This window comes from Kosmotoga sp. DU53 (genome assembly GCF_001639905.1).
GTDB classification, from domain to species: Bacteria; Thermotogota; Thermotogae; order Petrotogales; family Kosmotogaceae; genus Kosmotoga; species Kosmotoga olearia.
In genome coordinates, this window is record NZ_JGCK01000071.1 from 34270 (window position 1) to 58174 (window position 23905).

General features: G+C 41.6%; 21 protein-coding genes, 2 tRNA genes and 1 pseudogene. 2 read left to right on the forward strand and 22 right to left on the reverse strand.

Translation table 11 applies throughout. The features are described from left to right. Positions 1–50: 50 nt before the first annotated feature. The 20 genes and pseudogenes from rplL to DU53_RS09690 form a co-directional block, all read right to left on the reverse strand. Positions 51–437: a 50S ribosomal protein L7/L12 gene (gene rplL, locus DU53_RS09595; RefSeq protein ID WP_015869164.1), complete on the reverse strand. Its 387-nt coding sequence runs from the start codon at positions 435–437 to the stop codon at positions 51–53. Positions 438–458: 21 nt separating this feature from the next. Beyond that, complete coding sequence (gene rplJ, locus DU53_RS09600; protein WP_015869165.1) at positions 459–998, reverse strand: 50S ribosomal protein L10; 540 nt, start codon at positions 996–998, stop codon at positions 459–461. Between the two features lie 175 nt (positions 999–1173). Beyond that, positions 1174–1869, reverse strand: a complete 696-nt coding sequence (rplA, locus tag DU53_RS09605; protein WP_015869166.1) for a 50S ribosomal protein L1 — start codon at positions 1867–1869, stop codon at positions 1174–1176. Between the two features lie 12 nt (positions 1870–1881). After that, positions 1882–2307 carry a 50S ribosomal protein L11 gene (gene rplK, locus DU53_RS09610; protein WP_015869167.1) on the reverse strand — a complete coding sequence of 142 codons (426 nt, stop codon included), beginning with the start codon at positions 2305–2307 and terminating at the stop codon, positions 1882–1884. A gap of 70 nt (positions 2308–2377) precedes the next feature. Continuing rightward, a complete protein-coding gene (nusG, locus tag DU53_RS09615) occupies positions 2378–3442 on the reverse strand; it encodes a transcription termination/antitermination protein NusG (RefSeq protein ID WP_015869168.1) in 1065 nt (354 codons plus the stop codon). 26 nt (positions 3443–3468) lie between these two features. After that, positions 3469–3675, reverse strand: coding sequence for a preprotein translocase subunit SecE (secE, locus tag DU53_RS09620; protein WP_063728510.1), 207 nt, complete (start codon positions 3673–3675; stop codon positions 3469–3471). A gap of 30 nt (positions 3676–3705) precedes the next feature. Further along, positions 3706–3873, reverse strand: coding sequence for a 50S ribosomal protein L33 (rpmG, locus tag DU53_RS09625; protein WP_015869170.1), 168 nt, complete (start codon positions 3871–3873; stop codon positions 3706–3708). A 44-nt stretch (positions 3874–3917) separates the two neighbouring features. Beyond that, positions 3918–4004 (reverse strand) — tRNA-Tyr (locus DU53_RS09630). Positions 4005–4017: 13 nt separating this feature from the next. Continuing rightward, positions 4018–4093, reverse strand: a tRNA-Thr gene (locus DU53_RS09635). Between the two features lie 84 nt (positions 4094–4177). Then, complete coding sequence (gene coaBC, locus DU53_RS09640; protein ID WP_015869171.1) at positions 4178–5389, reverse strand: bifunctional phosphopantothenoylcysteine decarboxylase/phosphopantothenate--cysteine ligase CoaBC; 1212 nt, start codon at positions 5387–5389, stop codon at positions 4178–4180. Continuing rightward, positions 5386–5625 carry a DNA-directed RNA polymerase subunit omega gene (gene rpoZ, locus DU53_RS09645; RefSeq protein ID WP_015869172.1) on the reverse strand — a complete coding sequence of 80 codons (240 nt, stop codon included), beginning with the start codon at positions 5623–5625 and terminating at the stop codon, positions 5386–5388. The genes coaBC and rpoZ overlap by 4 nt, the downstream gene beginning before the upstream one ends. Next, positions 5609–6241 (reverse strand): guanylate kinase, encoded by a 633-nt coding sequence (gene gmk, locus DU53_RS09650; protein WP_015869173.1) that lies wholly within the window; start codon positions 6239–6241, stop codon positions 5609–5611. Before gmk ends, rpoZ begins: the two co-directional genes overlap by 17 nt. Continuing rightward, complete coding sequence (locus DU53_RS09655; protein WP_015869174.1) at positions 6238–6537, reverse strand: DUF370 domain-containing protein; 300 nt, start codon at positions 6535–6537, stop codon at positions 6238–6240. Before DU53_RS09655 ends, gmk begins: the two co-directional genes overlap by 4 nt. A gap of 12 nt (positions 6538–6549) precedes the next feature. After that, the gene (locus tag DU53_RS09660; protein WP_015869175.1) at positions 6550–7422 is read right to left on the reverse strand and encodes a YicC/YloC family endoribonuclease; all 873 of its coding nucleotides are present in this window, start codon (positions 7420–7422) and stop codon (positions 6550–6552) included. 55 nt (positions 7423–7477) lie between these two features. Then, positions 7478–8605 (reverse strand): cysteine desulfurase family protein, encoded by a 1128-nt coding sequence (locus tag DU53_RS09665; RefSeq protein ID WP_015869176.1) that lies wholly within the window; start codon positions 8603–8605, stop codon positions 7478–7480. Continuing rightward, positions 8592–10611, reverse strand: a pseudogene (gene ligA / locus DU53_RS09670) (NAD-dependent DNA ligase LigA). Before ligA ends, DU53_RS09665 begins: the two are co-directional and overlap by 14 nt. Further along, positions 10608–10958: a holo-ACP synthase gene (gene acpS, locus DU53_RS09675; RefSeq protein ID WP_015869178.1), complete on the reverse strand. Its 351-nt coding sequence runs from the start codon at positions 10956–10958 to the stop codon at positions 10608–10610. The pseudogene ligA and the gene acpS overlap by 4 nt, the downstream one beginning before the upstream one ends. 2 nt (positions 10959–10960) lie before the next feature. Next, positions 10961–13279 (reverse strand): endonuclease MutS2, encoded by a 2319-nt coding sequence (locus tag DU53_RS09680; RefSeq protein WP_063728511.1) that lies wholly within the window; start codon positions 13277–13279, stop codon positions 10961–10963. Further along, positions 13257–13700, reverse strand: a complete 444-nt coding sequence (locus DU53_RS09685; RefSeq protein ID WP_015869180.1) for a SoxR reducing system RseC family protein — start codon at positions 13698–13700, stop codon at positions 13257–13259. Before DU53_RS09685 ends, DU53_RS09680 begins: the two co-directional genes overlap by 23 nt. Positions 13701–13710: 10 nt before the next feature. Beyond that, positions 13711–14214, reverse strand: coding sequence for a hypothetical protein (locus DU53_RS09690; RefSeq protein ID WP_015869181.1), 504 nt, complete (start codon positions 14212–14214; stop codon positions 13711–13713). Between the two features lie 73 nt (positions 14215–14287). Between DU53_RS09690 and DU53_RS09695 the strand changes: the two genes are divergently transcribed. Continuing rightward, positions 14288–14974 (forward strand): response regulator transcription factor, encoded by a 687-nt coding sequence (locus tag DU53_RS09695; protein WP_015869182.1) that lies wholly within the window; start codon positions 14288–14290, stop codon positions 14972–14974. Then, the gene (locus tag DU53_RS09700; RefSeq protein WP_015869183.1) at positions 14952–16232 is read left to right on the forward strand and encodes a HAMP domain-containing sensor histidine kinase; all 1281 of its coding nucleotides are present in this window, start codon (positions 14952–14954) and stop codon (positions 16230–16232) included. The genes DU53_RS09695 and DU53_RS09700 overlap by 23 nt, the downstream gene beginning before the upstream one ends. Here the strand turns inward: DU53_RS09700 and amrB are convergent. Next, positions 16225–17058, reverse strand: coding sequence for an AmmeMemoRadiSam system protein B (gene amrB / locus DU53_RS09705; protein WP_063728513.1), 834 nt, complete (start codon positions 17056–17058; stop codon positions 16225–16227). The genes DU53_RS09700 and amrB overlap by 8 nt on opposite strands. Beyond that, complete coding sequence (locus tag DU53_RS09710) at positions 17058–23891, reverse strand: type II secretion system protein GspD (RefSeq protein ID WP_063728515.1); 6834 nt, start codon at positions 23889–23891, stop codon at positions 17058–17060. Before DU53_RS09710 ends, amrB begins: the two co-directional genes overlap by 1 nt. Positions 23892–23905 lie beyond the last annotated feature (14 nt).

The window sequence follows — 23905 nt, forward strand, 5'->3', positions numbered from 1 at the left end:
GCGGGCAATTAATAATTATAATCTTTGTGTGTAAAGGCTTGATTACCTAATTACTTCAGCTCTACTTCAGCACCGGCTTCTTCGAGCTGTTTCTTGATCTCTTCGGCTTCGGACTTGGATATACCTTCCTTTATAATAGCGTCAGGGGAACCAGCCTTTTCGACGAGTTCCTTGGCTTCCTTAAGTCCGAGACCGGTAATGGCTCTTACGGCTTTAATAACTGCGATCTTCTTGTCGCCGAAGGACTTAAGAACAACGTTGAACTCTGTCTTTTCCTCTTCCTGAGCTGCCTGTCCACCAGCGGCTCCGGGCATGGCAGCAACAGCAACAGGCGCGGAAGCACTAACACCGAATTCCTCTTCAAGAGCCTTAACGAGCTCTGCGAGTTCAGCAACTGTCATTTCTTTAATAGCCTGAATAAGTTCTTCCTTCGTCATTATAACACACCTCCATAAGAATTATTCTGATTTCTTATCTTTTATAGCGTTAAGCGCGTAAACAAGCTTGCTGATGATACCGTTCAGCGAGTACACGAGACCAGAAATTGGGGCGGCAAAACCACTGACGACCATAGCAATAAGCTGCTCTCTGGACGGTAGCTGTGCCAGATCCGGAATCTTGCTTTCATCGTGGAACACTTTCTCCAGGTAGCATCCTCTCAAAACAGGGAGCTTCTTTTTCTTGGAGAAATCGTAGACGATTTTAATCGCCTCAATTGGATCGGCATCGACTATGGTAAGGATAGCTGTTGTCCCGGTAACCTGCTCTTTCCATTCTTCTTCTTCGTAAGACGCGTTTCTCAACGCCAGTCTGATGAGCGTATTTTTGGCAACCTGATAACGGGCTTTATCTTCGAATTTTTCGTACAACTGTCCTCTGAGTTCGGAGATTGTTTGAACATCCATGCCCTTGTAATCGGTGAAGAGAATAAGGGATGCTTTGGAAAATCTATCGGTCATTTCCTGGACAAGTTGTTCCTTTTTGGCTCTTGTGAGCATCCGCTGTTGCACCTCCTTTCAAAAAAAGCGGCCATTGAGGCCGCAGAAATATGTGAAAAATTATTCTTTCAATCTTTTCCGCGTACCTCGGTAGGCGGTATGGAAAACCTTTAGAAACCTACTGTCTTCGGTACATATTCACTTTCACTTCTTTATTCTACCACTTTTAATTCTGTTATTCCACTACTTTCTGGTGATCGAGCTTTATACCAGGGCCCATTGTTGGTGCAACGACCACTTTAACGATGAAGCGTCCTTTGGCGGCTGCTGGCTTCATTTTAGAGATTTGCTCGAGTGCGGATACGAGGTTTTCTTTGAGCTTTTCGCTGTCAAAGGATTTTTTGCCAATCGGGAAGTGAAGATTCCCGGTTTTATCGTTTTTGATTTCGACTCGTCCAGCTTTGAAGGCTTTAACAGCTTCTGCGACGTCTGTTGTTACCGTTCCGGCTTTGGGGGAAGGCATTAATCCCCTTGGACCGAGAATTCTTCCGAGCCTACCGATTTCTCTCATCATGTCAGGAGTGGCAATAGCCACATCGAAATCTGTCCATCCTTTCTGGATTTGCTGGATGAGTTCGTCGGAACCCACAAAGTCAGCTCCTGCGGCTTTTGCTTCTTCAACCTTTTCTCCGCGTGTGAATACGAGAACTTTTACGTTTTTACCGGTTCCGTGGGGAAGACTTATCGTACCTCTCACCTGCTGATCAGATTTGGAAGGTTCAATCCCGGTCTTTATATGAAGCTCAATTGATTCATCGAACTTTGCTGACGGCATCTGTTTCAGAAGTTCAATGGCTTCATCGATTGTATAGGCTTTTGTCCTGTCAACGAGTTTACGAGCTTCGAGATACCTTTTTGATCTTTTAGGCATACAGATCCCTCCTTAGTCTACGACCTCGACGCCCATATTCCTTGCCGTACCCTCGATGATCTTCATAGCAGCTTCGAGAGTCCTGGCGTTCAAATCGGGCATCTTGATTTTGGCTATTTCTTCCACCTGAGCTTTGGTGATTTTTCCAACTTTGACTTTGTTGGGTTCACCGGAGCCCTTCTTGATGCCGGCAGCTTTCAGTATTAAGAAGCTGGCAGGTGGCGTCTTCAGTTCGAAAGTGAAGGATCTGTCAGCGTAGACGGTGATAACGGCCGGGAAAACCATTCCTGGCTTATCAGCAGTGACAGCGTTGAATTTCTTACAGAAGTCCATGATGTTAACACCGTGCTGACCCAATGCGGGACCAACAGGTGGAGCCGGTGTTGCTTTTCCGGCTTCGAGCTGCAACTTGATTTTTGCAATAATCTTCTTAGCCATATTTCACTACCTCCTGTGGTTTTAGCGGGATATTCCCTCCCACGTATTTATCGTGATGCTTCAAAATGCTTCAAACAATTTTTTCTATCTCTGACAGGTTTAGCATAACTGGTGTTTCACGGCCGAATATGCTGACAACGACTTTAACTTCCTGTCTTTCAGGATCAATCTCTGTGATTTTACCTACGAAGTCTTCAAAAGGTCCAGAATTTATACGAACCATTTCGTTGACTTCAAAATCAACCTCAACCTTGATTGGTCTAGTTTTTTCTTCGTATTCCTCGAGCCCAACCAATCTTAACAGCGCCTTGATCTCTTTGGGCTTTAGTTCTATGGGCTGTCCGCCATTTGAGACGAAGTTGACAACATTAGGTGTACTCTTGACGAGATTCCACGTCTCGTCAGTCATGATCATCTCGATAAAGATATATCCCGGGTAAAGCCTTGTGCGGGTGATTTTAAAGATCTTGATCTCTTTTCTACCGGGTAGTTCAGCGATCTCTGTACGCCCATCAATCTTGGAATATATGGTTTTCGAATCGGCTATTTTCTGTCCGCGGCTGACTTTGGCGCCTTTTTTGATGATCTTCGGATCATAGCTCTTCGGATAGACCATGTAGACGTCTTCTCCGCCGTTATCTTTTTCAACTACGATACGTTTCATCTTTTCGGTGAAGACGATTCTACCATCAAGCTCACAGAAAAAATCTCCCTGCTTCGCCAGAGGCATTCCCTGACGAATTCGTGCACCGGCCTTAATCCCTGTTTCGACTTTTGCGCTTTCAGGAATGTAATAGGTTTTAGTATAACGCCTGTCTATTGTTTCTATGAAGATCACCCGGTAATTCTTGATCTCTTTTATTACACCGTCGTTTTTCGCTTTTGCTTCTGGCTCTCTGGCAATGGGATCACCCTTCTTGACATCCTGGTTAGATGATACAAGAAGCTCGGCGTCAGATGAGACAATATGCTTCTCCGCCGCCGCGGAGGTTCTGTCAAGCTTTACCTCTTCCGGGACAAGGATTCTGCCGAAAAGATGATCATAACCATAGGAGCGAACTTTTGCTTCCAGAGCTTCCTTAATAGAATTTTCAAGTCCGGAATAAGTTTGAATTATGTACCACTTTTTACGCACCAGATATCACCTTGCGGTATTCATTATTATAGGCCACCTGTGAGGAACTTAAGAAGGTCGCCTATGACATTAGTAAAAATAATATCGAGAAGTCCGAGAAAAATACCGCAGACCAAGAGAACAACCATAACAGCACCAGTTGTAGAAAGAAGCTGTTTTCTATTTGGCCAGGTTACCTTTTTGGTTTCCTGCCTAACCTCGGAGATGAATCTCCAAAAACTCTTTTGTGCCATTCAATCTCCTCCTAAGGAATGAAACGTCCATTATTTGGATTCTTTGTGCAATGTGTGTTTTCTGCACCTCGGACAGTATTTTCTGCTGTCGAGCTTATACTTTTTTCTTCTGTCCTTGAAACGATAATAGTTTCTGGTACCACATTCAGTACACTTGAGTGTCACGAGTATTTTGTTGCTTTTCGTTTTCTTGGCCATCGTGTCACCTCATCCGTTTTTTTATTCATATATAACATAAACAATGGTGGTAAGGGGTGGGTTCGAACCACCGTAGGCGTTCCGCCAGCGGATTTACAGTCCGCCCCCTTTGACCACTCGGGCACCTTACCACCGCTAACTGTGTGGAGCCAACGAAGGGACTCGAACCCCCAACCTGCTGATTACAAGTCAGCCGCTCTGCCAGTTGAGCTACGTTGGCTCGACACTCGGTTTTTATTATAAACGGTCAATAAGAAGCTGTCAAGATACCAGAAAAAATTTTTGTTTCCAGTGATCAAATTAGTTAGTGTTCTTTGAAATAACGGTCAGTTATTCTTTTCACGATTTCATAAGCCAGTTCAGCTTTTGACATTTGGGGTAGCATTTCAAAATCTCCTGAGTCATATATTATTCCCACTTCGTTGAGTTCGGATTCAAAGCCTATGTCTTTTCTGGATATGTCGTTGAAGATGATCATATTCAACCCTTTTTTCTTGAGTTTTTCCTGTGATCTTTCAAAGACCTGTGAATCTTCGGCACTGAATCCTACGAATATTTTGCCATTAGATTTGTCAAGACTGCTCAATATATCCTTAGTTCTTTTGAGGTTTAGTTGTAATGGTTTATTACTCTTTTTTAGCTTCGCGCTCAAAGTTTTCTCCGGTGTGTAATCAGCGACAGCAGCAGTCATAACAAGAAGATCGGCTTTCTTTACTTCGGTTATTGTAGCTTCAGCCATTTCTGAGGCAGAAACAACGTTTATTACTTTGATCCCGTAAGGTGGTGTTAAATTCGTTGGGCCGCTTATGAGTACAAGTTCTGCTCCCATATATCTGAGAGCACGAGCTATCGCATAACCCATCTTTCCAGAAGAACGGTTGGTTATGAATCTTACTGTGTCAATGTATTCTCTTGTGGGACCCGCAGTGACAACCGCTTTCTTTCCAGAAAGGGGTTTCGGAGAAAGAAGAAATGCCAGTTCTTCAATTATTTTGTCGTTATCTGGATAGCGGCCTTTACCGGTTTCGCCACAGGCAAGATGGCCTTCTTCCGGTTCGATGAAGTACCAGCCGTTATTTTTAAGGATGGCGATGTTCCTTTGTGTTGTTACATTCTCGAACATCCTTGTGTTCATGGTAGGAACGAGAAGCTTTCTATTCCCGTTATATGCCAATACTGTTGACAACAAAAGATTATCGGCTATCCCGTGAGCTATTTTTGCTAGAGTATTTGCTGTTGCTGGTGCAATGATTAAAGTATCTGCCCAACGGGAAAGCTCAGTGTGTGGAATCCATCCTTTTTCTACAGCGTTGAGATCTGTGTATACCGGACAGTTGCCGACAGCGGAAAAAACAACACCAGAGATCATTCCTTGAGCCTCTGGTGTCATAATTATTGCTAAATTTGCCCCTAATTTTCTCAGTTTACTTACAAGATCAACAGCTTTGTAGATTGCTATGCCGCTGCTTATACCTAAAAGTATGTTCTTACCTTTCAGAAATCTGCTTTCCATCATTTTACCTTTGGGACGAGGATTTTCAACATTTCTTCGTTTCTGATGACTATGCGACCCTCTTCCAATTCTTTAAGGGCAATGTTTATCTTGTCGCCGGCTTGTTTCACCATTTGGGGGTCGAGTTTTGGCCTACCAAAGTCTTTTAGACCCTCGGCTCTACGCGCAGCGGCTATAGGGATAGCGTACTTATGCCTTATCCTTTTGAGAAGTTTGTCGTAATTAATTATCACAGACATCGTTATCACTCTCCTTAAAGAAGTCCTGTAGTCCCATATGATCTTTTATTCTATCAACTCTCAGTTGTTCTGCTATTATTACTGCTTCAAGTTGTTTTACCGACTCGTTTAAAGTTCTGTTAACTACCAGATATTGAAAATCTGAAATGTGGGATAATTCCCACTTGGCATCTTTGAGTCTTCTTTCCCGATCTTTCTCTTTTTCAGTGCCCCGGTTGTCAAGGCGCTTTTTCAGATCTTTGAATGATGGAGGGCATATGAATATGGTAACAGCGTCGGGAAGTTTTTTCATCACAGACAATGCACCCTGAACATCAATATCCAGGATAATGTTTATCCCTTTTTCAATCTTTGACTCAACGAAACTTTTTGATGTTCCGTAGAGGTTACCATGGACTTCCGCCCATTCAAGAAATTCCCCACTATTTACCAGTTCCACAAATTTTTCTTTACTAACGAAAAAGTAATCTTCCCCATCAATCTCTCCAGGCCTTTTGGGGCGCGTTGTATAAGAAACAGAAAATGTAAGATTCGGGATTTTTTTTAGGACTTCTTTCAAAATTGATGTTTTTCCAGCTCCGGAAGGACCGGAGACTACATAAATTGTTCCCCTCATTCTTCCGTCCGTCTCTCCGCCTGTCTGATTTCTTCGAGAAGTTTCTCGATGTCCGTGAAGGTTTGCATGAAACGAGAAGCGATTGTTTCTGGTTGAATTGCGCTGAGAATAACGTGGTTACTGTCAGTGATTACAATAGCACGAGTTTTTCTACCGTAAGTAGCGTCTATTAGCTTTCCTTCCTCTTTGGCAACCTCTTTTAGTCTTTTCAAGGGAGCTGATTCAGGGTTAACAATCGCTATAACACGATCCCCAATGATTACGTTTCCAAACCCAACATTGATAAGTCCGTACACTCTCTGCACCTCCTACTCTATGTTTTGCACCTGTTCTCTGATTTTATTTACCAACGTACGTCCTTCGATTGAAAGAGATGTTATGGACAGTTTCTTTGATTTAGCCGCTATGGTAGAAAATTCGCGATGCATTTCCTGACAGAGGAAATCAAGTTGAATACCACATTCGCCATCTTTATCGAGAAGCTTTTCGAAGGAATCTATGTGTGAGAATAGTCTTACTATCTCCTCAGATATATCGGCGCGTTCAGCGAGGATTACCACTTCCTGCTCCAATCTATTCTTATCAGCTTCAAAATTGAGAATTTCTTCCACTCTCTTTTTGAGCTGTTCACGATAAAATTCCAGAAATCCTTTGGATTCCTCTTTTAGAGAATTTGCTATTTGTCTCAAACTGGTGAGATAGGAGCGTATGGCTTGAGAAAGGTTTTCGCCTTCTCGTTCTTTGTCTTTGTTTAAGTCCGTCACCGCTTTTCCCAGAGCGATCTTAGCACAGTCCCATATTTTTTCCATCAACTCTGGAGAGACTTTGTACCTCAATATATCTTTCATTTTCGTCATTACATCGAGACTTATCCTGTCAGCAATTTTGAATTTATCAGCGAGTTGATTTAAAGCTCTGTAATAAGCGCTTGCCATTCCCATATCTGGTTGAATTACATCGGCCTGATCCATGAACAGAATATCTATGTATGCTTTGATTGTTCCCCTTCTGAGGTGATCTCTCAAGAATCTGGAGGCTTTGATTTCGAGTTCGGTGAATCTTCCACCTGTGTTTACATCAATGTTCAGGTGTTTAGAGTTAACGCTCTTTAATTCAACGGAACATAGTATTCCGCCTTTTTCTTCCTCTGCTCTTGCGAATCCTGTCATACTTCTAATCATTAGATCACCTCAAAGAGAATTATATCTGACTGTGAACAATTATACCCGTTTAGAGTCAAAATTTCAAAGCGGCGGCCAGTTTCTTTAGGACATTGACAAAGGTCAGAATTTCCTTTTCAGTATTTTCTCGTGACATACTTATTCTTATTGCCGACGCGGTCTGTTCAGGATTGATCTTCATTGCTTCTAAGACGTATTGACCACCATCGCTTCGTGAAGAGCAAGCGGAAGAAGTTCCCACACAAATTCCTTCATCGGAGAGAGCATTTACCAGAATTTCTCCCCTTATTCCGGGAATAGAGATGTTAAGAGTGTTAGGAATAGAATGTTCGAAAGGTGTATTTACTACACCGCCTATTTCTTTAACTGTTTTGATGATGATTTTTCTGTATTGATTGAGACGGGTAGAGGTTTCTTCGAGTGAATTGACAGCTAATTCTAATGCTAAAGCTGTTCCAACTATTCCGGGAACGTTTTGTGTTCCAGAACGCATGCCCCTTTCCTGTCCGCCTCCGGTGATGAAAGGACGCAGCTTCGTGTTTTTACGAACGTAGAGGATGCCCACACCTTTCGGACCGTGAAACTTATGAGCGCTGAAACTTGCAAAATCGCATGTCACTTTTTTTAAGTTGAAAGGTATTTTTCCTATAGTTTGTACCGCGTCTATATGATAAAAAATTCCTTTTTTCGCAAGAAGGTTTCCTAGTTCTTCAAAGGGTTGAATCGCTCCGGTGACATTATTAACCGCCATCAAAGAGACAAGGTAAGTATTGTCATCGATTTCTTTCAATATTTTTTCAGCAAGGACGATACCGTTCCTTTCCGGGGGTACCTGAATGATTTCGATATTGTGGGTATTTTTGAGATCTTTCAAGGTGTTTAAGACCGCTTTGTGTTCTATGGAGCTTGTAATAACTTTTTTTCTATTTCCTCTGAAACTGGTAGCGGTTCGTAATGCCCAGTTGATCGATTCAGTTGCACATGAAGTGAAGAATATTTCTCTTGGGTTTGTACCGAGAAGATTGGCTATTTTTTCTCTAGCTTCTTCCATAGCCATGCTGGCGGTTAGTCCCATGGAATGGATAGAATTGGGGTTCGCGTAATCTTGCATATAATAGCGTGTCATGGTTTCAAGGACTTCAGGAGCAAGCCTGGTTGTAGCGTTGTTATCAAGATATATCATTTTTTTCTCCCTCCCGAATCAACTTAATGAATTCCTCTTCGTTTATTGTTTTGACGTTTAGGGCTTTGGCCTTTTGAAATTTTGAACCAGGATTTTCTCCAACGACCACGAAATCGGTATTTTTTGAGACGCTGGAACTCACTTTTCCTCCCAGAGAGACTATGAGTTCTTCCGCTTCTTTTCTGGTGAAGTTCTTCAAGGTTCCGGTCAACACAAATTTTTTCCCTTTGAGAAGCTCTTCTTTTTTCGAGGAACGTTCTGAGGTATTAACTTCTTTCTTGAGGTGCTCAATTTCTTCCTTTATCTCTGGAAGGTTGAAAAATTCCACTATGTTTTTTGCCAATTCCAGTCCGATGCCCGGAACTTCAAGAAGCTGGTCGATTGTTGCATTTTGAAGTGCATCAAGGGTTTTAAAATGTTCCGCCAGATCCCTTGCGAGTTTAACTCCGACACCTGGAATGCCAAGCCCGGCAAGAAGCTTGTGCAAAGGTCTTTTTCTACTTTTTTCAAGTTCTTTATAGAAGTTCCTTATGGTTTTTTCTCCTATTCCGTTGCCGAGTTGCGCAAGATCAAAAGGGGTGAGTTTATAGAGGTCAGCCGGGCTTTTTACAAGTCCCGAATGAACGAGCCTTTTTATCATTTTCTCTCCGAGTCCATTTATGTCCATAGCATTACGTGAAACGAACAGCAAAATCCTCCTTTCCGTCTTAGCAGGACAAGCAGGGTTGAGGCAGCGTAAAGCTACTTCGTCTTCTTTTGCTTTCCCAACCTTTCCACCGCAAACTGGACAGCTTGATGGAGGTTCAATGACTTTTTCTTTGCCCGATCGGGTTTCGGCTATTGGTTTAACGATTTGCGGGATTATTTCTCCAGCTTTTTCTACTATTACAGTGTCACCGATTCTTATATCCCTATCTCGAATGTAGTCAAAATTATGTAAAGTAGCACGTTTAACAATTGTTCCGGCAAGTTTAACCGGTTCCAGTTCAGCTACAGGGGTTATTACACCTGTTCTTCCAACCTGAAAGGTAACATCGAGGAGTTTTGTTCGTGCTTGCTCGGCTGGAAATTTGAAAGCGATTGCCCAGCGTGGACTTTTGGCGGTGTAACCAAGCTTATTTTGAAATTCTATCCTGTTTACTTTAACAACGAGTCCATCTATTGCATAGTCTAAGTTATTTCTCGATTCGGACCATTCTTTCCAGAACTCGATAACCTCTGAGATATCGCTGACCAGCCTGGCATGTGGTTCAGTTTTCATACCAATTTCTTTCAGAAACTGCAGAACCTCCCATTGAGTTTCTAATTCATAGTTCTCCGGGGAAACTATCTGATAGAAAAAGGCATCGAGATTTCTTTTGGCTACTTCTTTTGGATCAAGTTGTCTTAGCGTTCCAGCGGCTGCATTTCGCGGATTGGCAAAGAGAGGCAATTCCTGTTCGGCCCTTTCGTCATTTATTTTTTTGAATTTCGCTTTTGGGGAGATAAACTTCTCCTCTTATTTCTATCGTAAGTGGTTTTCTTAGTCTCAAGGGTATTGACTTTATCGTTCTGATATTTTTTGTGACATTTTCTCCAACGGTACCATCGCCCCGGGTAGCTCCCAAAACGAGAATTCCTTCTTCATACCTTAGGGTAACGGAAAGCCCATCTATTTTTAGTTCGCACACATAATCGAGCTGTTCGACATTGAGTAATTTTTTTATTCTTCTATCGAAGCCTTTGAGTTCTTCTTCAGAATAAGTATTGTCCAGGCTGTAAAGCCTGGAAGAATGAATGACCTGTTCAAAGCCATTTAGGGGCTTAGCCCCAATCCTTTGGGTTGGAGAGTCAGGAGTAATTAGCTCCGGGTATTTTTTTTCAAGTTCCTGGAGCTCCTTTAACATCCTGTCATATTCTTCGTCGGTGATTATTGGATCGTTCAGTACGTAATATCTATAGGCGTGGTAATTCAGTTCTTCTCTCAATTTTTTTGCCCGTTCAATTACATCATGGGGGGCTCTCATTTTTCATCCCTCCTCAGTACAATTACAACCGCAATGGCATACTCTTTTTCATGGGATATGCTGACCTGTAATTCAATATCATTAAGTAGTTTTTTGAGTTTCTTTCCGGGGATAGGTTTCCCGTTTTCATCTTTTAGAAATTCTATTTTTTTGAAATCTAAATTTTTTTCACCATAAGCTTTTATAAAGGCTTCTTTGGCAGCGAATCTTCCAGCCACAAATTCCTTTTTTCGTTTTACGCTTTTGAAGCTGTTGTAGATCTTTTTTTCTTCTTCACTCAGAATTCTTTCCGCCAATTCTTCGGAAATTCTCGAGATGGCTACTATATCTGTCCCAACGCTGAACATCATCACACCTCTATCACCGTTACACCGTGGCCACCCTCAGAAGGGGTTCCCACTCTGAAGGTTTTAATTTTCTTTGATTTTCTTAGATAACGCCAGACGGCTTCAGCTAGTTTTCCCGTGCCCTTCCCGTGGATTATATACCCTGTTCTGAGCTCTTCGTTAAGTAACTCATTGATGAATTTATCGAGGACGAATGGAACATCTTCAGTGACCATACCGCGAATGTCAATCTCCTTTGCGGTGAATCCACGGGATCCTGAAGGGGTGTAAGAATCGCTACTTATGTCGGTCAGATTTGTGGGGGTATCAGCGTGTTCAAGTTTTCTTAGAGGGAGATCCAGAGTCAATCGGCCGGATTTTACAATTGCCCGGTTCTCATCTATATCAATTATTTCTCCTGTTAAACCTGTTTCGATTATTTTCACCGTTTCACCTGTTTTGAATTTTTTGAAGGTTTTTTCTCGACTTATTAACTTCCCGGCGTCCATTTCCTTACGAACTTTCTGGAGTTTTTTCACAGCTTCGACCTTATCTTTTTCTCTGCTGGAACGCGAGAGGTTTATTGCATTTTCGATTTCACTCATGAGTCTGGTAACTTTCTCTTCAAGTTCCTTCAACTCTTCGCTAACCTCGGCGTATCGCTTTTTCTTCAGTAGCTCGAGTTTTTTCTCATAGGTTTTTTTCAGTTCTTTGAGATTTTGTTTTTCATTTAACAGTTCCCGCTTGAGTTTTTCTACCGTAGATCTTTCCCTATGCAGTTTGGAAATGAGTTTTTCAAAATCCACAGTTTCTGAGGTAAGGTAACTTTGGGCTTTTTTAACCACCTCCTGTGAAAGCCCGAGCTTTCTGGAAATCTGGATTGCGTTCGAGCTCCCGGGGACACCTATAATCAAATGATAGGTAGGCTTCAGACTTTCTACATCGAATTCGACACTCGCGTTGAGGACTTTTTCTTTCTCCATGGCGTACATTTTCAGAGGGGATAGGTGAGTGGTTATTACGCTTTTGCATTTCTTTTCCAGAAGTTTATCTATTATAGCCATGGAAAGTCCCGCGCCTTCCACAGGGTCGGTTCCAGCGCCCAGCTCGTCGAGGAGAACCAGGGTATTTCTATCAGCATTTTCGAGTATTTTCACGATCCTGCTCATATGAGAAGAAAACGTACTGAGGCTTTGTTCAATTGATTGTTCATCTCCTATATCGGCGAAAAGTTTATCGAAGTATGGAATTTTTGATCCATTAGCTGCTTGAACTGGAAGGCCGCACATCGTTAATGCAACTGCAAGACCAATATTTTTCAATGCTACGGTTTTTCCGCCAGTATTTGGGCCTGTTATTATGACGGCACTTTTGTCAGGAGGAAGCTGAAAATCTATTGGTACAACTTTGTCAGAAGGGATCAAAGGATGTCTTAGATTTATCAGATCAAATTCAAATTCGGTATTGGGGAAGATAAAGATCGCTCGATTTTTCTTCGCATAGATTGCAGCTGCGTAGAGAACATCCAATTCTGAGATAGCTGCAATGTTTTTTTTCAAGCGTTCCAGCGAAAGGAAGAATTTTTGGGTAAGGTTTCTAAGTATCCTGTGTATTTCTTCTTCTTCCATTGAGTAAAGGATTTTGAGCCTATCGTTTAGAGATACCAGCTCCTTTGGTTCAAAATAGACGGTAGCACCACTTGCGGACGCACCATGTATGATTCCTTCATAAAGGTTCTTTCTGGCAGCCAGCAGTGGCAGGACGTATCTTCCTTCACGGGTAACAAGGTTGCTGCTGGTCAGGTTTTCTTGATATTGCGAGATGAGGTTATCGAGTTTTGTTCTGAGGGTTTTTGTTAAGCTTGTCAGTTCCCTTCTTATTCCTTTTAATGCCGGAGAAGCGTTGTCTTTTACATTTCCATTTTCATCTATGGCTTTTTCTATTTCATTAACCAATCCGCGCTCACAATAAAGATTTTCAGCTATTTTCCAGACTTCCGGGTATTTTTCTTTAACAGCTTCGATGAATTCCTTAATTCTACAAAGAGATTTAAGAGTGGAGGAGATTTTTCTCAGATCCTGTCCGCTTAAGATGCTCCCTGATGATGCTCTTTCTATCTCTATGCTCAAATCATGGATACCAGACGTTGGTGGTTCACCTTCGTAGAGCAGAAGTTCAAAGAATTCTTTTCCCCTTTCCAGCCTTTCGTAAGGTTTTTCAGCGGGGGAAAGAATTTTGAAAGCGTTTTTGCCGTAAGTGGAGAAACAATGAAGGGAAATCTTCTCCAGGACATGATCAAATTCGATAAGCCGGAGGGTTTCATCTAGCAGTGAAAAAACCATTGCTTTTACCCACCTTCCTGAGTATACGTGGCATGAGTTTTTCTCTGTTTTTTTTGTCATAGATCGATAATAACAGATAAACTCCAGCAACAGCCAGCAGACCAACGATAACAGCGAATCCCTCCGAGATTCCCAGAGAAACCAATCCCATCATAGTAATGATAAATGCTATTAGGGGGAGTCCATAAAGAAGAAAGGCGAGTTTGGTTGCGGAAAAATTAGGAACCTCTATTTCTACAATATCACCGGGTTTAACATCGATACCGTTTTTCATAGCTCTAATGGTCATTGTTTTTCCTGTGGTGCTATTGGATACGCTACACATATTCTTAGCTGCGCACATCGCACAGGCTTCTTCTCGTGATTTCGTTAATATCGCATATTCTTGCTCTACCTTTTTTACAATCGCTTGTTCGGTCATTTTAATCACCTCAGAAACTGTACATCGTTTCCATCGATACAGACCATAAACTAAGAGTGTTTCCGTCGAGAATCTGTGTTTCTATCCCAAAATTAAATGCGAAAGATAGATTGTTCAAATTAAAAGCAAGTCCCGGGGTTAGGCTTAAGAATGTCCCCATTTGTTTGAATCCTATAACTGAAAAGCCAGTTGCGAAGCAGAACCTTATGCTGAATATCTTTTCGGGAGATGATTCGTAAGCGGTGATATATAAAAATTTCAGAAACAAATTGATGGGATTCTCAAGAAATTCTTGAGAAGAACGAGATTCAATGAGTGCAAAGGTAAGACCGGCTCCGCTTGATAATTTTAGTGATGTTGGACTGAAGTATTTTATTGTTATTCCATCATAATAAAGATTGAGATCGAGAGTATTTGGTATAGAATTAAAATGTCCGGCTTCGAATCCAAGTACAGGAGAAGCTGTTAAAAGGGTGGAGAAACTTAAAATCAGTATAATAACCAGGTATCTCACCTGATCACCTCCCATTAAATTATATCATGTTAATTCTGCCGAAATCTGAAGAGATGCGGAAAGGAGGCAATATTTGAAAGTACTGGTAGTTGAGGACGATGAAGGTTTGAGAAGGCTGCTAAATCTAGAATTAACTCACTATGGTTATGAAGTGAAAACATCTGGAAAAGGAATAGATGCATTAAGGATGTACAGGGATTTCTGCCCGGATATAGTGTTGCTCGACATTTTATTGCCTCAACTTGATGGCTTTGAATTGCTGGTGGCTTTTCGGGAGATCTTTCCGGGTGCCGGAATAATTATATTAAGTGTGATAAATGACAAAGAGAGCAAGCTTAAAGCCTTCAGGCTTGGTGTTGATGATTATGTGACTAAGCCTTTTGACATGGAGGAATTACTGGCGAGAATAGAAGCTCTTGCACGCAGGGCTTTTTTACATGAAAGGGTCAAGAATAATGAAAGGCTATCCGATATATCTTCCCGCATTGAGATAGATGATAAAAGCAGAACCCTGCGGAGTGGTGAAATCGAAGTCAGGTTGTCTTCCCTTGAATTCAGAATATTTAAAATACTTTATTCGAACACGGGAACCGTTGTCGAAAAAGATCAGATTATAGCAGTTCTTTGGGGACAGGAAAGAGCTCCAAGCGAGAGTACAATACCTGTTTATATAAAGTATCTCAGGGAAAAATTAGAACCTTTGAAGATAAAGATTGAGACTGTGAGAGGAGTTGGCTATGTACTCAAAGTTGAGGGCTAATTTCTGGATGACGGTTATAAGTCTTATCGCGTCGCTGATAGTTGTTTTGCTGGCGTATGCGACCGTTTATCGCGTTGTTATTGTCAGTACCAGCAGGAATGCCCTTATCGCATTGAAACAGATTGATCGTGTTTATAATGAAAAAATTCTTCAAACGATTCCTCCAAAGATGTTTAATAGAATTCCCGCTACGGTTATTATCCTTAGGAATGATGAGTATAAGGTTATTCAGGATGCTCTTGGAATTGGAGAACAGGTTGAAAAGATTTTGGTGCTCTCTGCAGAAAAAAAGATATTCGATCTTAATGGTGAATACTTTTTAAAGACACAATTGAAAACAACACGTGGAATTATTGTTGCTATTCAACCTGCGAATCATATTGTCGAACTTTTAAAACGTACAGCTGGATTGTTCTTCATCGTCTGGTTGATAGGTGCAGGTGTAATCCTTTTCTTTTCTTTCCTTTTCAGTTCACGGTTCATAAAGAGTATTGGAAGCATTATAAAGAGAGCCGAAAAGATATCGAGAGAGATGGAAGGATTACTTCCTGAAGAAGGATTGAGCGGAGAGATGCTGGAGCTGACGAAGAGTCTTAATAAAATGATTCTTAGATTAAGAAATGCTCTTGAAGATGAGAAAGCATTTTCTGTAAGTGCTGCTCATGAATTAAAAACCCCTCTGGCGAATATTATTGGATATGTTGGAATGCTGAGGCGCTGGGGGTTGCAACATGAGGATATAGCCTATGAATCTCTAGAAAGAATTGAAAGAACCGCTATTGAACTGAATGATCTTGTATCGAAGTTTCTCAATCTTAACGAACCTATCGACCTTTCCAAGATGCTGGAAATACAGGCGAGTGATTTTCTTAATGACTATATTGATGAACTTAAAGGCAGATTACCGAATAGGAAGATAGAAGTTGATTGTAAAGCCGACCCGTTTTTGAAAATTCCCGATGGACTTTTAGAAAATATCCTCAATATACTTGTTGATAACGCAAACAAGTTTTCTCCGGAGAATCTGCCGATAAGGATTGTTGTTGAGAACAATAAAATAGGTGTTATGAGTTACGGTCCAAAGATACTCGAGGAGTATAAAGAAAAAATATTTGAGCCGTTTTTCAGGCTGGATAAAGAAAAAAAAGGTCATGGACTTGGTTTAACCATCGCGAGACGATTGGCTAGAAAAGCGGGATGGGATGTTTACCTGGATATCTCAAAAGAAGGAAATATTTTCTGGATAAAATTTAACTGAGGATGGCTGAAAGGTAGCCCACTGTATGATATTTATCTCCAGAAACTTCACCGCTCGTGGCATGCTTTAATATTTTCAGTTCGTCGAAAAGGTTCAGAACCACTGCTATTGGTCCCAATCCACATGCAGTTATTCGGTTTTCCCGGGCGACCTGATAAATTCTGTCAATATCTTTTGTTAGCAAAGCTTTTATGAGAAGTTCGTCTTTTCTAAGTGTTGTTTCATGATTATCGTAATGATTCATGTCAGAAGACGCGATAACTAATATTCCTTCGTTTGTTTTTAAGATGGCTGCAATGCTTTCTACCAACGTTTTTACGGCGTTTATGCTTTGGTCTGTCATTATTATTGGAACGATTGTGGGATCGTTATCAAAGATGTGCTGGATGAATGGAAGCTGCACTTCAATGGAGTGTTCGTAAAGGTGAGCGGAAGTGTCCGGTTTCAATTCACCCTGGGAATTCCTTATTAGTTCACCAACAAGGGATTCGTCTATTCGTAATGTTCCAAGAGAAGTATGCCAGCTACCTTCAGGCCATATGGACAGTCGTGCGCCATAACCTGTATGGTTTGGACCTATAATGATTATCTTTCTGGGTTTACCAATTTTCGACAGTTCTAGATAACCGTGGGCCGCAACAGGACCACTGTACATATAACCTGCGTGTGGAGTAATGAGTCCAGCATTTTTGAGCGCAAAAGAAAAAACTGGTCCGGGCAATTCACCCGGACCTACGGGGTGATCGTAACATGCAGTTATCTGCTTTTTCAATTCTTCAGCATTGGAAGCGTAAAATCTACCGGCAAAAACAGGTTTTCTATCCATTACGGTTCCACCACCATCGCCGTTATGAATATGACCATTTCCCTCTGTTCTTTCGTTGTCTTTTCGGCCCTGAAAAGTTTCCCAATGAACGGTAAATCGCCAAAGAAAGGCAACTTGGTAACGCTCACGTTTTCTCTTTCGCTTACAAGGCCACCTATCGTCAGGGTGTTACCATCGGAGATAACAAGTTTTGTTTTTGCTTCTCTGGTTTTTTCACCGTAGAGATCGTTGGCGTAGGGTTGGGGTTCACTGACCTTTATGTAGAGATCTAGCAATATGGTGCCGTCGTCTTTTACCGTTGGTGTTATCGTCATTTCAACACCGGTTTCAAGATATTGGAGTTCTTCAACAATGTTTCCCGTTGCTGGATCGATCTTCTTGAGCAATATAGGTATGGTGTCACCTATATGGATTCTTGCTTCTTCACCACTCAAAGCTACGATAGATGGATTGGAGATTATGCTACCATCGACATTGGATTTTTCAAGTTGTGCCGTTACTGTGGCAGAACCAGTTATGAGATTTTTGAGCAGCTTTGCGAAATCCACACTATCAAGAATACTGAAGCTGAGGTTCAGAGACCCAGAGTTAAAAAGGATATTTGGCTGTTCAAAACCTAAACTGGTACTGAACTGCTTGGTGATATCATCCAGCAACGATTTATCTACGATCCTTGTTTCGATCTTTACCTGCTTTTTTGGTGATGTAAAGGTCCCACTTACCTGCTCCATTAATTCCAGAACTCTGGATTTGGGTAATCCCTTTACAACCAAAATCCCATTGACGGAATCTGCATACACCGTGCCCCCGTAGAATTCAATAAGAGTTTTGAGTTCTTCGATGTTGTGATAAACGCGGTAAATTTGTTCTCCTGTTGCATCATCAGTTGGAGCTTCAGAAACTATCTCTTTTTTTCTCACTATGTATATGTCATTAACCTTTTCTATTTTTACAGGTTCGCATTCCTGAATAGCAGCAACAAAGGTATCCCAGGTCACACCTTCCAACGTCAATGTGAAGGTTTCATCTAATTCTTCCGGGACCATGAGGGAGATACCGAGGCTTTTAGCAATGCGTTTCATGACAGCCACAAGATTCGCATTTTCAGCGTAGACGTAGATTAGTCCGTCTTTAACCATGAAGTTGTCTTCTGGCGAAATCTCCACATCTTTTGATTGAATCTGTTTGATTAGTTTCTCAGCTTTTGCCAGAGCCTCTTGGTCTTTAGATTTAAGTACTATGACACCAAGGTTTTTGAATACTCTTGTTTCAACCTGTGGGAAAGTTGCTTCCATGAAAAGCTCCAGTTCTGTCGAGACATTCGTTACGTTATAAATGTAGCTTTGGTAATCTTTCTCTTCAGTTAGAGCACCTTCTATTATTCCTTTGATTTTGTCAAGAGCATTTTTATTTCCAATCAGCAGCCACGCGTTTTCCAGCTCTATGATGTTTACACTAACGTCCATGCTGTCCACAACGCTTTGCAGTTGCTCTGCCGTTGCCAACGATTTTTCTATCTTTGTGAAATCGGTTTTTTGATCTTTTGCAAGGAAATTCAGTAGTTCTTTTGCACGTTCAAGTTGTTCTACAAAACCTACTCCTATGACTTTATCACCGTAGGCAAAAAGGGATCTTAGTGAAATATCTGCTGCTTTCAGATATTCAGTGATTTGTTCCAGAGTCCAACCTGGGAGTCTTGGCAACTCAGAGATAACTATGTTAGTTTCAGTTGCCGCGGATGTATTGTACGTTGTCGTCAATTCTTCTATTAACTTGTTAGCCCTCTCGATATCATTTTCTTTGCCAATGATAACGAGATTTTGCTCTGTTTCAAGAAGTTTGACCCTCAAGTCCAAACCGCTAAAAATCTCTTCAAGCTGCTGAAGTTGAATACCTGGCTTTTTAATTATCCGATAAGCGAGAGTACCTGTTTTTAGAGAGTAAAGACCGGAGAGAGTCTCTTTGAACTTCAGAATTTGTTCGGTTTTACCGCTTATAAGGAAGGTATTCTCAGAGACTTTGGTTATTCCTATATCCATCATAAGTGAGTCAGCAAGGGTATTCAAAAGCTCTTCTGAGATGTTTTCAGGTACTTCTACAAACTCGTAGGAACGTTTGGTACTATCAGCGAGGTAATTCGTCAGCTGTTGGGCCTGTTCAACAGCAGAATCACTTCCAAAGATCAGATAACCATTATCAACGTCAAAAACATCACTTACTGCTATCCCTTTACTCAACAGATATTTTTTGAGAGTATCAGCATCGATACCAGGCAATTTCTGTAAAAGTTTGACGTTACTCTGACCCTCAGGTTTTTCAGGTACTGCTGTTTTTTCTATTATGTCTTGAATATACTCTATCTCGTTGAGGTCACCAGCGATGAGAACCTGGTTGCCTATCGGTTGAATTTTCAGTTTTAGTTCGAGAGTTTTAGCTATTAAGCTGAGTTCATCCAACGAACTTCCGGGTGGCAGAGTGATTAGTTTATAGCTCAGTTCGTTGCTGACCACCGTGGTTTCAGTGGCTTGAGCTGAATCGACAACCTTTTTAATGAGTCTTTCGGCATCTGCAAGGTTTGTTGCATCACCGGTGACTATCATGAAATCGCCAAGTTGTAGAATTCTTGCGGATATCTGTAATACTTCGAGGACCTTCTCTAATTGGTCTGGATCGATATTTTCAGGTAATTCTACGATAGAGTATTCGAGCTCTTGGTGACCTGTTTCCGCGCTATCTACCTTGAGAGAATCCAAAAGTTCAATGGCTTTTGAAATATTTGAATCTGTTCCTATCAGAATCAGCGAGTTACCAATTTCAATGGCTTTTACGTCGAGACCAACGGAGGTTAACAACTCCCTCAATGTAGCGAGAGCTATCTGCCCCGGGCGTTCAAAAACCTTGTAGCTGTATTCAACAAGTTCTGCAGGTTTCTTTCCCAGTGCTGACAAGGTGGAGATGACGCCTTTGGCGTCCGTTATGGCGCTCTCTCCACCTACCAGCAGGGCCGCCGTACCTGCCGGTATCGTCTCAACATCTATTCCGATTTTTCTTACAATGGTCTGGATATCTGTTGTTGTGAAACCTTCGGGGATGTTGACCAGTTCGTATACCTTCTTGGTTTCTGTCGCCTCAGGTGTATCTTTCTCGAATGCTACCAGGACTTCTTCCGCCTTCGTTATCTCTTCTTCCGGTCCAATGAGTACGAATTTACCGGAAACTTCTATTCCTTCTGCAGCTATTCCTACCTTTTTGAGTAATTCGTTCAGCTCATTCACCGTCAGTGTCGTTTCACGTTCTTCTATTTTGTAACTGAGCTTCACCATTTCTTCTGGTTTCGTGCTCAGTTTTGCGAGCGTCGCTATGACGTTCTGGGCTTTCTGTATCTCTGTTTTGCTTCCTACAACGAGTACAGTGTTGGCAGCTCCTACGAGCTCTGTCTTTATCCCTATCTTTCGTGTTATCGTCTGTAGTTGTTCTATACTGAGTCCTTCCGGCAGATTCACCAGAGTGTATGTCTTCTCTTCTACTTTCGTTGCTTCTTCTGTTATCTCCGGCTTGAGCAGTTCTATCATGTTTTTAGTTTCTTCTATTTCGCCGCTCGTGCCGATCACTATGAGTTTGTCGTCCGTTTTGAGTATCTGTGCTGCCACATTCAGTGCGTTGAGTGCTTCTTTCACCGTGTTGAGGTCAAGACCTATCGGGGCTTCCAGAACGGCGTATTCTATCTTGCTTATCTGTGGCCGTTTGTTCAGCCCGTGCAGTCTGGTTATGACCTCGGTGGCTTTGGCGAGGCTTTCTGCTTCGCCAACCATTACCACAACGTCACCGGCTACTGTTATATCTACCTCTATCCCTATCTTTCTCAGTACCGTTTGCAGGCTCTCAAGGGTGAAGCCCTCAGGTACGGAGATGGTCGTGTATTCTTTCTTCACTGGTGTCGCTTCGGCTGTTTCTTTTGGTGCAAGCGCTTTGATAGCTTCTTCTCCTTTTGCTATGTCTTCGTCCGTTCCCACGAGTACGACGTAACCGGAGATTTCCAGCGTCTTCAGGTTGAGTCCTATGGTTTCGAAGAAGGTACTCAATTCCTGTGGGGTCACACCGATCGGCAGCGTGATTATCTTGTAGCTGTATTCAACCAGTTCTGCTGGCTTTTTTCCCAGTGCGGACAGGGTGGAGATGACGCCTTTGGCATCTGTTATGGCGCTTTCTTCACCGACAAGCAGAGCTGCCGTACCTGCCGGTATGGTCTCCACGTTTATCCCTATCTTCCTAACAATGGTCTGGATATCTGTTGTTGTAAAGCCTTCGGGAATGTTGATCAATGAATAAGTTGTTTTTGTACCTTCTGCTGATTCTTGAGATGAGAATTGTATTTGTTCCAGGAAGGATTTGGCTTTTTTAAGATCTGCACGGGAACCAATTAAAACGAGTGAGTCTGGTAATTCATGTACGGTTAGATTCAGCCCGAGACCTTCAAATATCTGTTCAAGATTTGTGATATCTATACCTGGCCTGGATACCAGGGCGTAAGAAAATTCTTCTTCTTTTATCTGGGATTGAAGTCCGTTTATAAATTCAACCATTGATTCAACATCTTCTCGGGAACCCACAACAATGATGCCGTTTTCTTTGATAAACAGGAAGGTTACCTGTAAGTCCAGGGAAGTTGCTGCTGTTCTAAGGAATTCCTGATTCATGGGCTCAGTTGTTTCTATGTATTTGTAAACGTTGGTTTTAGGAGATGGAAGACCGCTTAGATGCTGAACTATCTCTTTGGCTTTTTGTATTTCCTCCGGATAGCCTATTATAGCGAGTCCGTTGTTGAAAGAATAGAGTTTTACATTGATTGGCATATCATTCAATAAGGCTGAGAGTTTATCTGTTTCTATGTTTACGTTTGTCAGAACCGCTATATCTTTTTTTGGAGGCAATACGTCAGTTGTAGCAGGTTCTGTATCTTCTGGTGCCAGTTCTGAGACGAGGCGTTGAATTGCGGCAACGTCTTCTGGATTTCCAAAAACGATTATTTTATGCTGGGTCTCAACGATCGAAACAGAGAATCCAAGAGTCTTGATCACATTTTCGAGTTCAGAATATGCAACTTTTTTATCGAGTGTTAAGAGCTTTCCTTCACCGTCGCTTTCGAGTTCTTTATACACCGGTATGAAGTCTTCAACATCTTTTTGAGTGCCTATAACGATTACTTTTCCTGCTGCCTCTATGATATTCAGATTGTATGAGAAACTTGAGGCTATGGTTTTCACAGTTCCAAGGTCCAGATTAGCGAGTTTTGGTAATATTGCATAACCTTTGTTAACGGTTTTTTCAACTTCTTCTCTTCGCTTTGAAAGAACAGACTCAATTACTTCCGTGGCCCTTTTTACTTCATTGGAAGTTCCAATTAGTAGCGGACCTGTTGGAGATTGCATGATCTCTACATTGATTCCAAGCTTTGTGATGATGGCCTGAATGGCTTCTATCGAATCTTCAGGAATGTCGACGAAACTGAATACTATAGTTGATGTTGTTGTACCTTCCGTTGTTTCTGCTGGAATTCCCATCTCAATTTGATTTATAAGATTTCTTGCTTGCAAGACGTTATCTCTTGTTCCTGCAAGGATATATTTTGAATTTACAGGGAATATTTCAACGGTAATGCCCATTCGAAGTAACAGATCGTTGAATTGCTCGATTCGTGGGAGTCTTTCAACGATTAGATAATACGGATTCTCTAGCTCTCGTAAACGTTCTATCTCATTTTCAACAACCTTAACGGTGGTTTCATCCCCGATAACAAGGTATCCACCGGTGGTTGGAATTATTTTGATTCTTTTGTAAGCCTCTTCCCCAAGGTAACTTTCAAGATAGGTATTGAATTTTTCGTCGTCCCAACCGGGGAGTGATTTTATGAGTTTGGAGATCTTGCGTTCTTCGATCGGGGAAGTTTTCAATCCGAGATGTGATTCTATCTTGGGTGTCATTTGTTTAATCAGGTTTTGTAAACTGATGAGATCATTCTTGTTTCCACGTGCTATGAGGATTTCTATTGAAGGAATGTAGGTGTAATCGATTTTTCCTGTGTATAAGGTTGATATCAAATCCTTTATACCGCTTTCATAAACGTTCTCAGGAATTTCTATAAAGTATTCTCCTGTTTCCGGGAAGAAAACTTTCTCATATTTTCCCAATTCTTGAAGAGCGCGTTCAAGAGCTTCCTCAGGGGCAGAGATAAATACGAGTCTTTCAGCTATTGCGTCTATAGTATACTGTTCTGGTTTCAATCCTTCAGTGGCGAAGAAATGTTCAAGGAAGTTTTTAACGGAATCGAAAGCGTCTGCAGTTTTTATCTCTATAAATCTGCGCGCTAGTTTTCCGTGTGATGCTTCTGTGAATTGTGAGATCAAATATTCTGCAATATCGAGCTTATTTTTCTCTCCCTTAATGATGTAACCATTATTTTCGCCCAGTGATTCGATGATTACTCCAGTTAAATCCTCGATTTGCATGATGATTTCATTGTCTATGGGAGCGGTATCCCGCAGTATTCTGTAACCAATTGTCTGTGAGCGCAGGGTGATGTCTCGCAATATTTCATTGACTATATCCGTCATAGCTTCCGGGAAGGTTAAGGTTATTTTTCCGAGAGATTCAAAGGTACGGTCAACTTGTAGTTGCTCTCCGGGAATATAATTACTGAGCAAACTTTCGATAAGACTTGCAAGAGTGATTTTCTCAGTTCTATTGCGGTTTATAACGTCCTCGACGATCTTAAAGTTGTCAGGAAGTTTTACGGTTAAGATCTTCGGTTTCGATTGTTCGAGATCTTTCTGCAAAGATTTTTTATAAC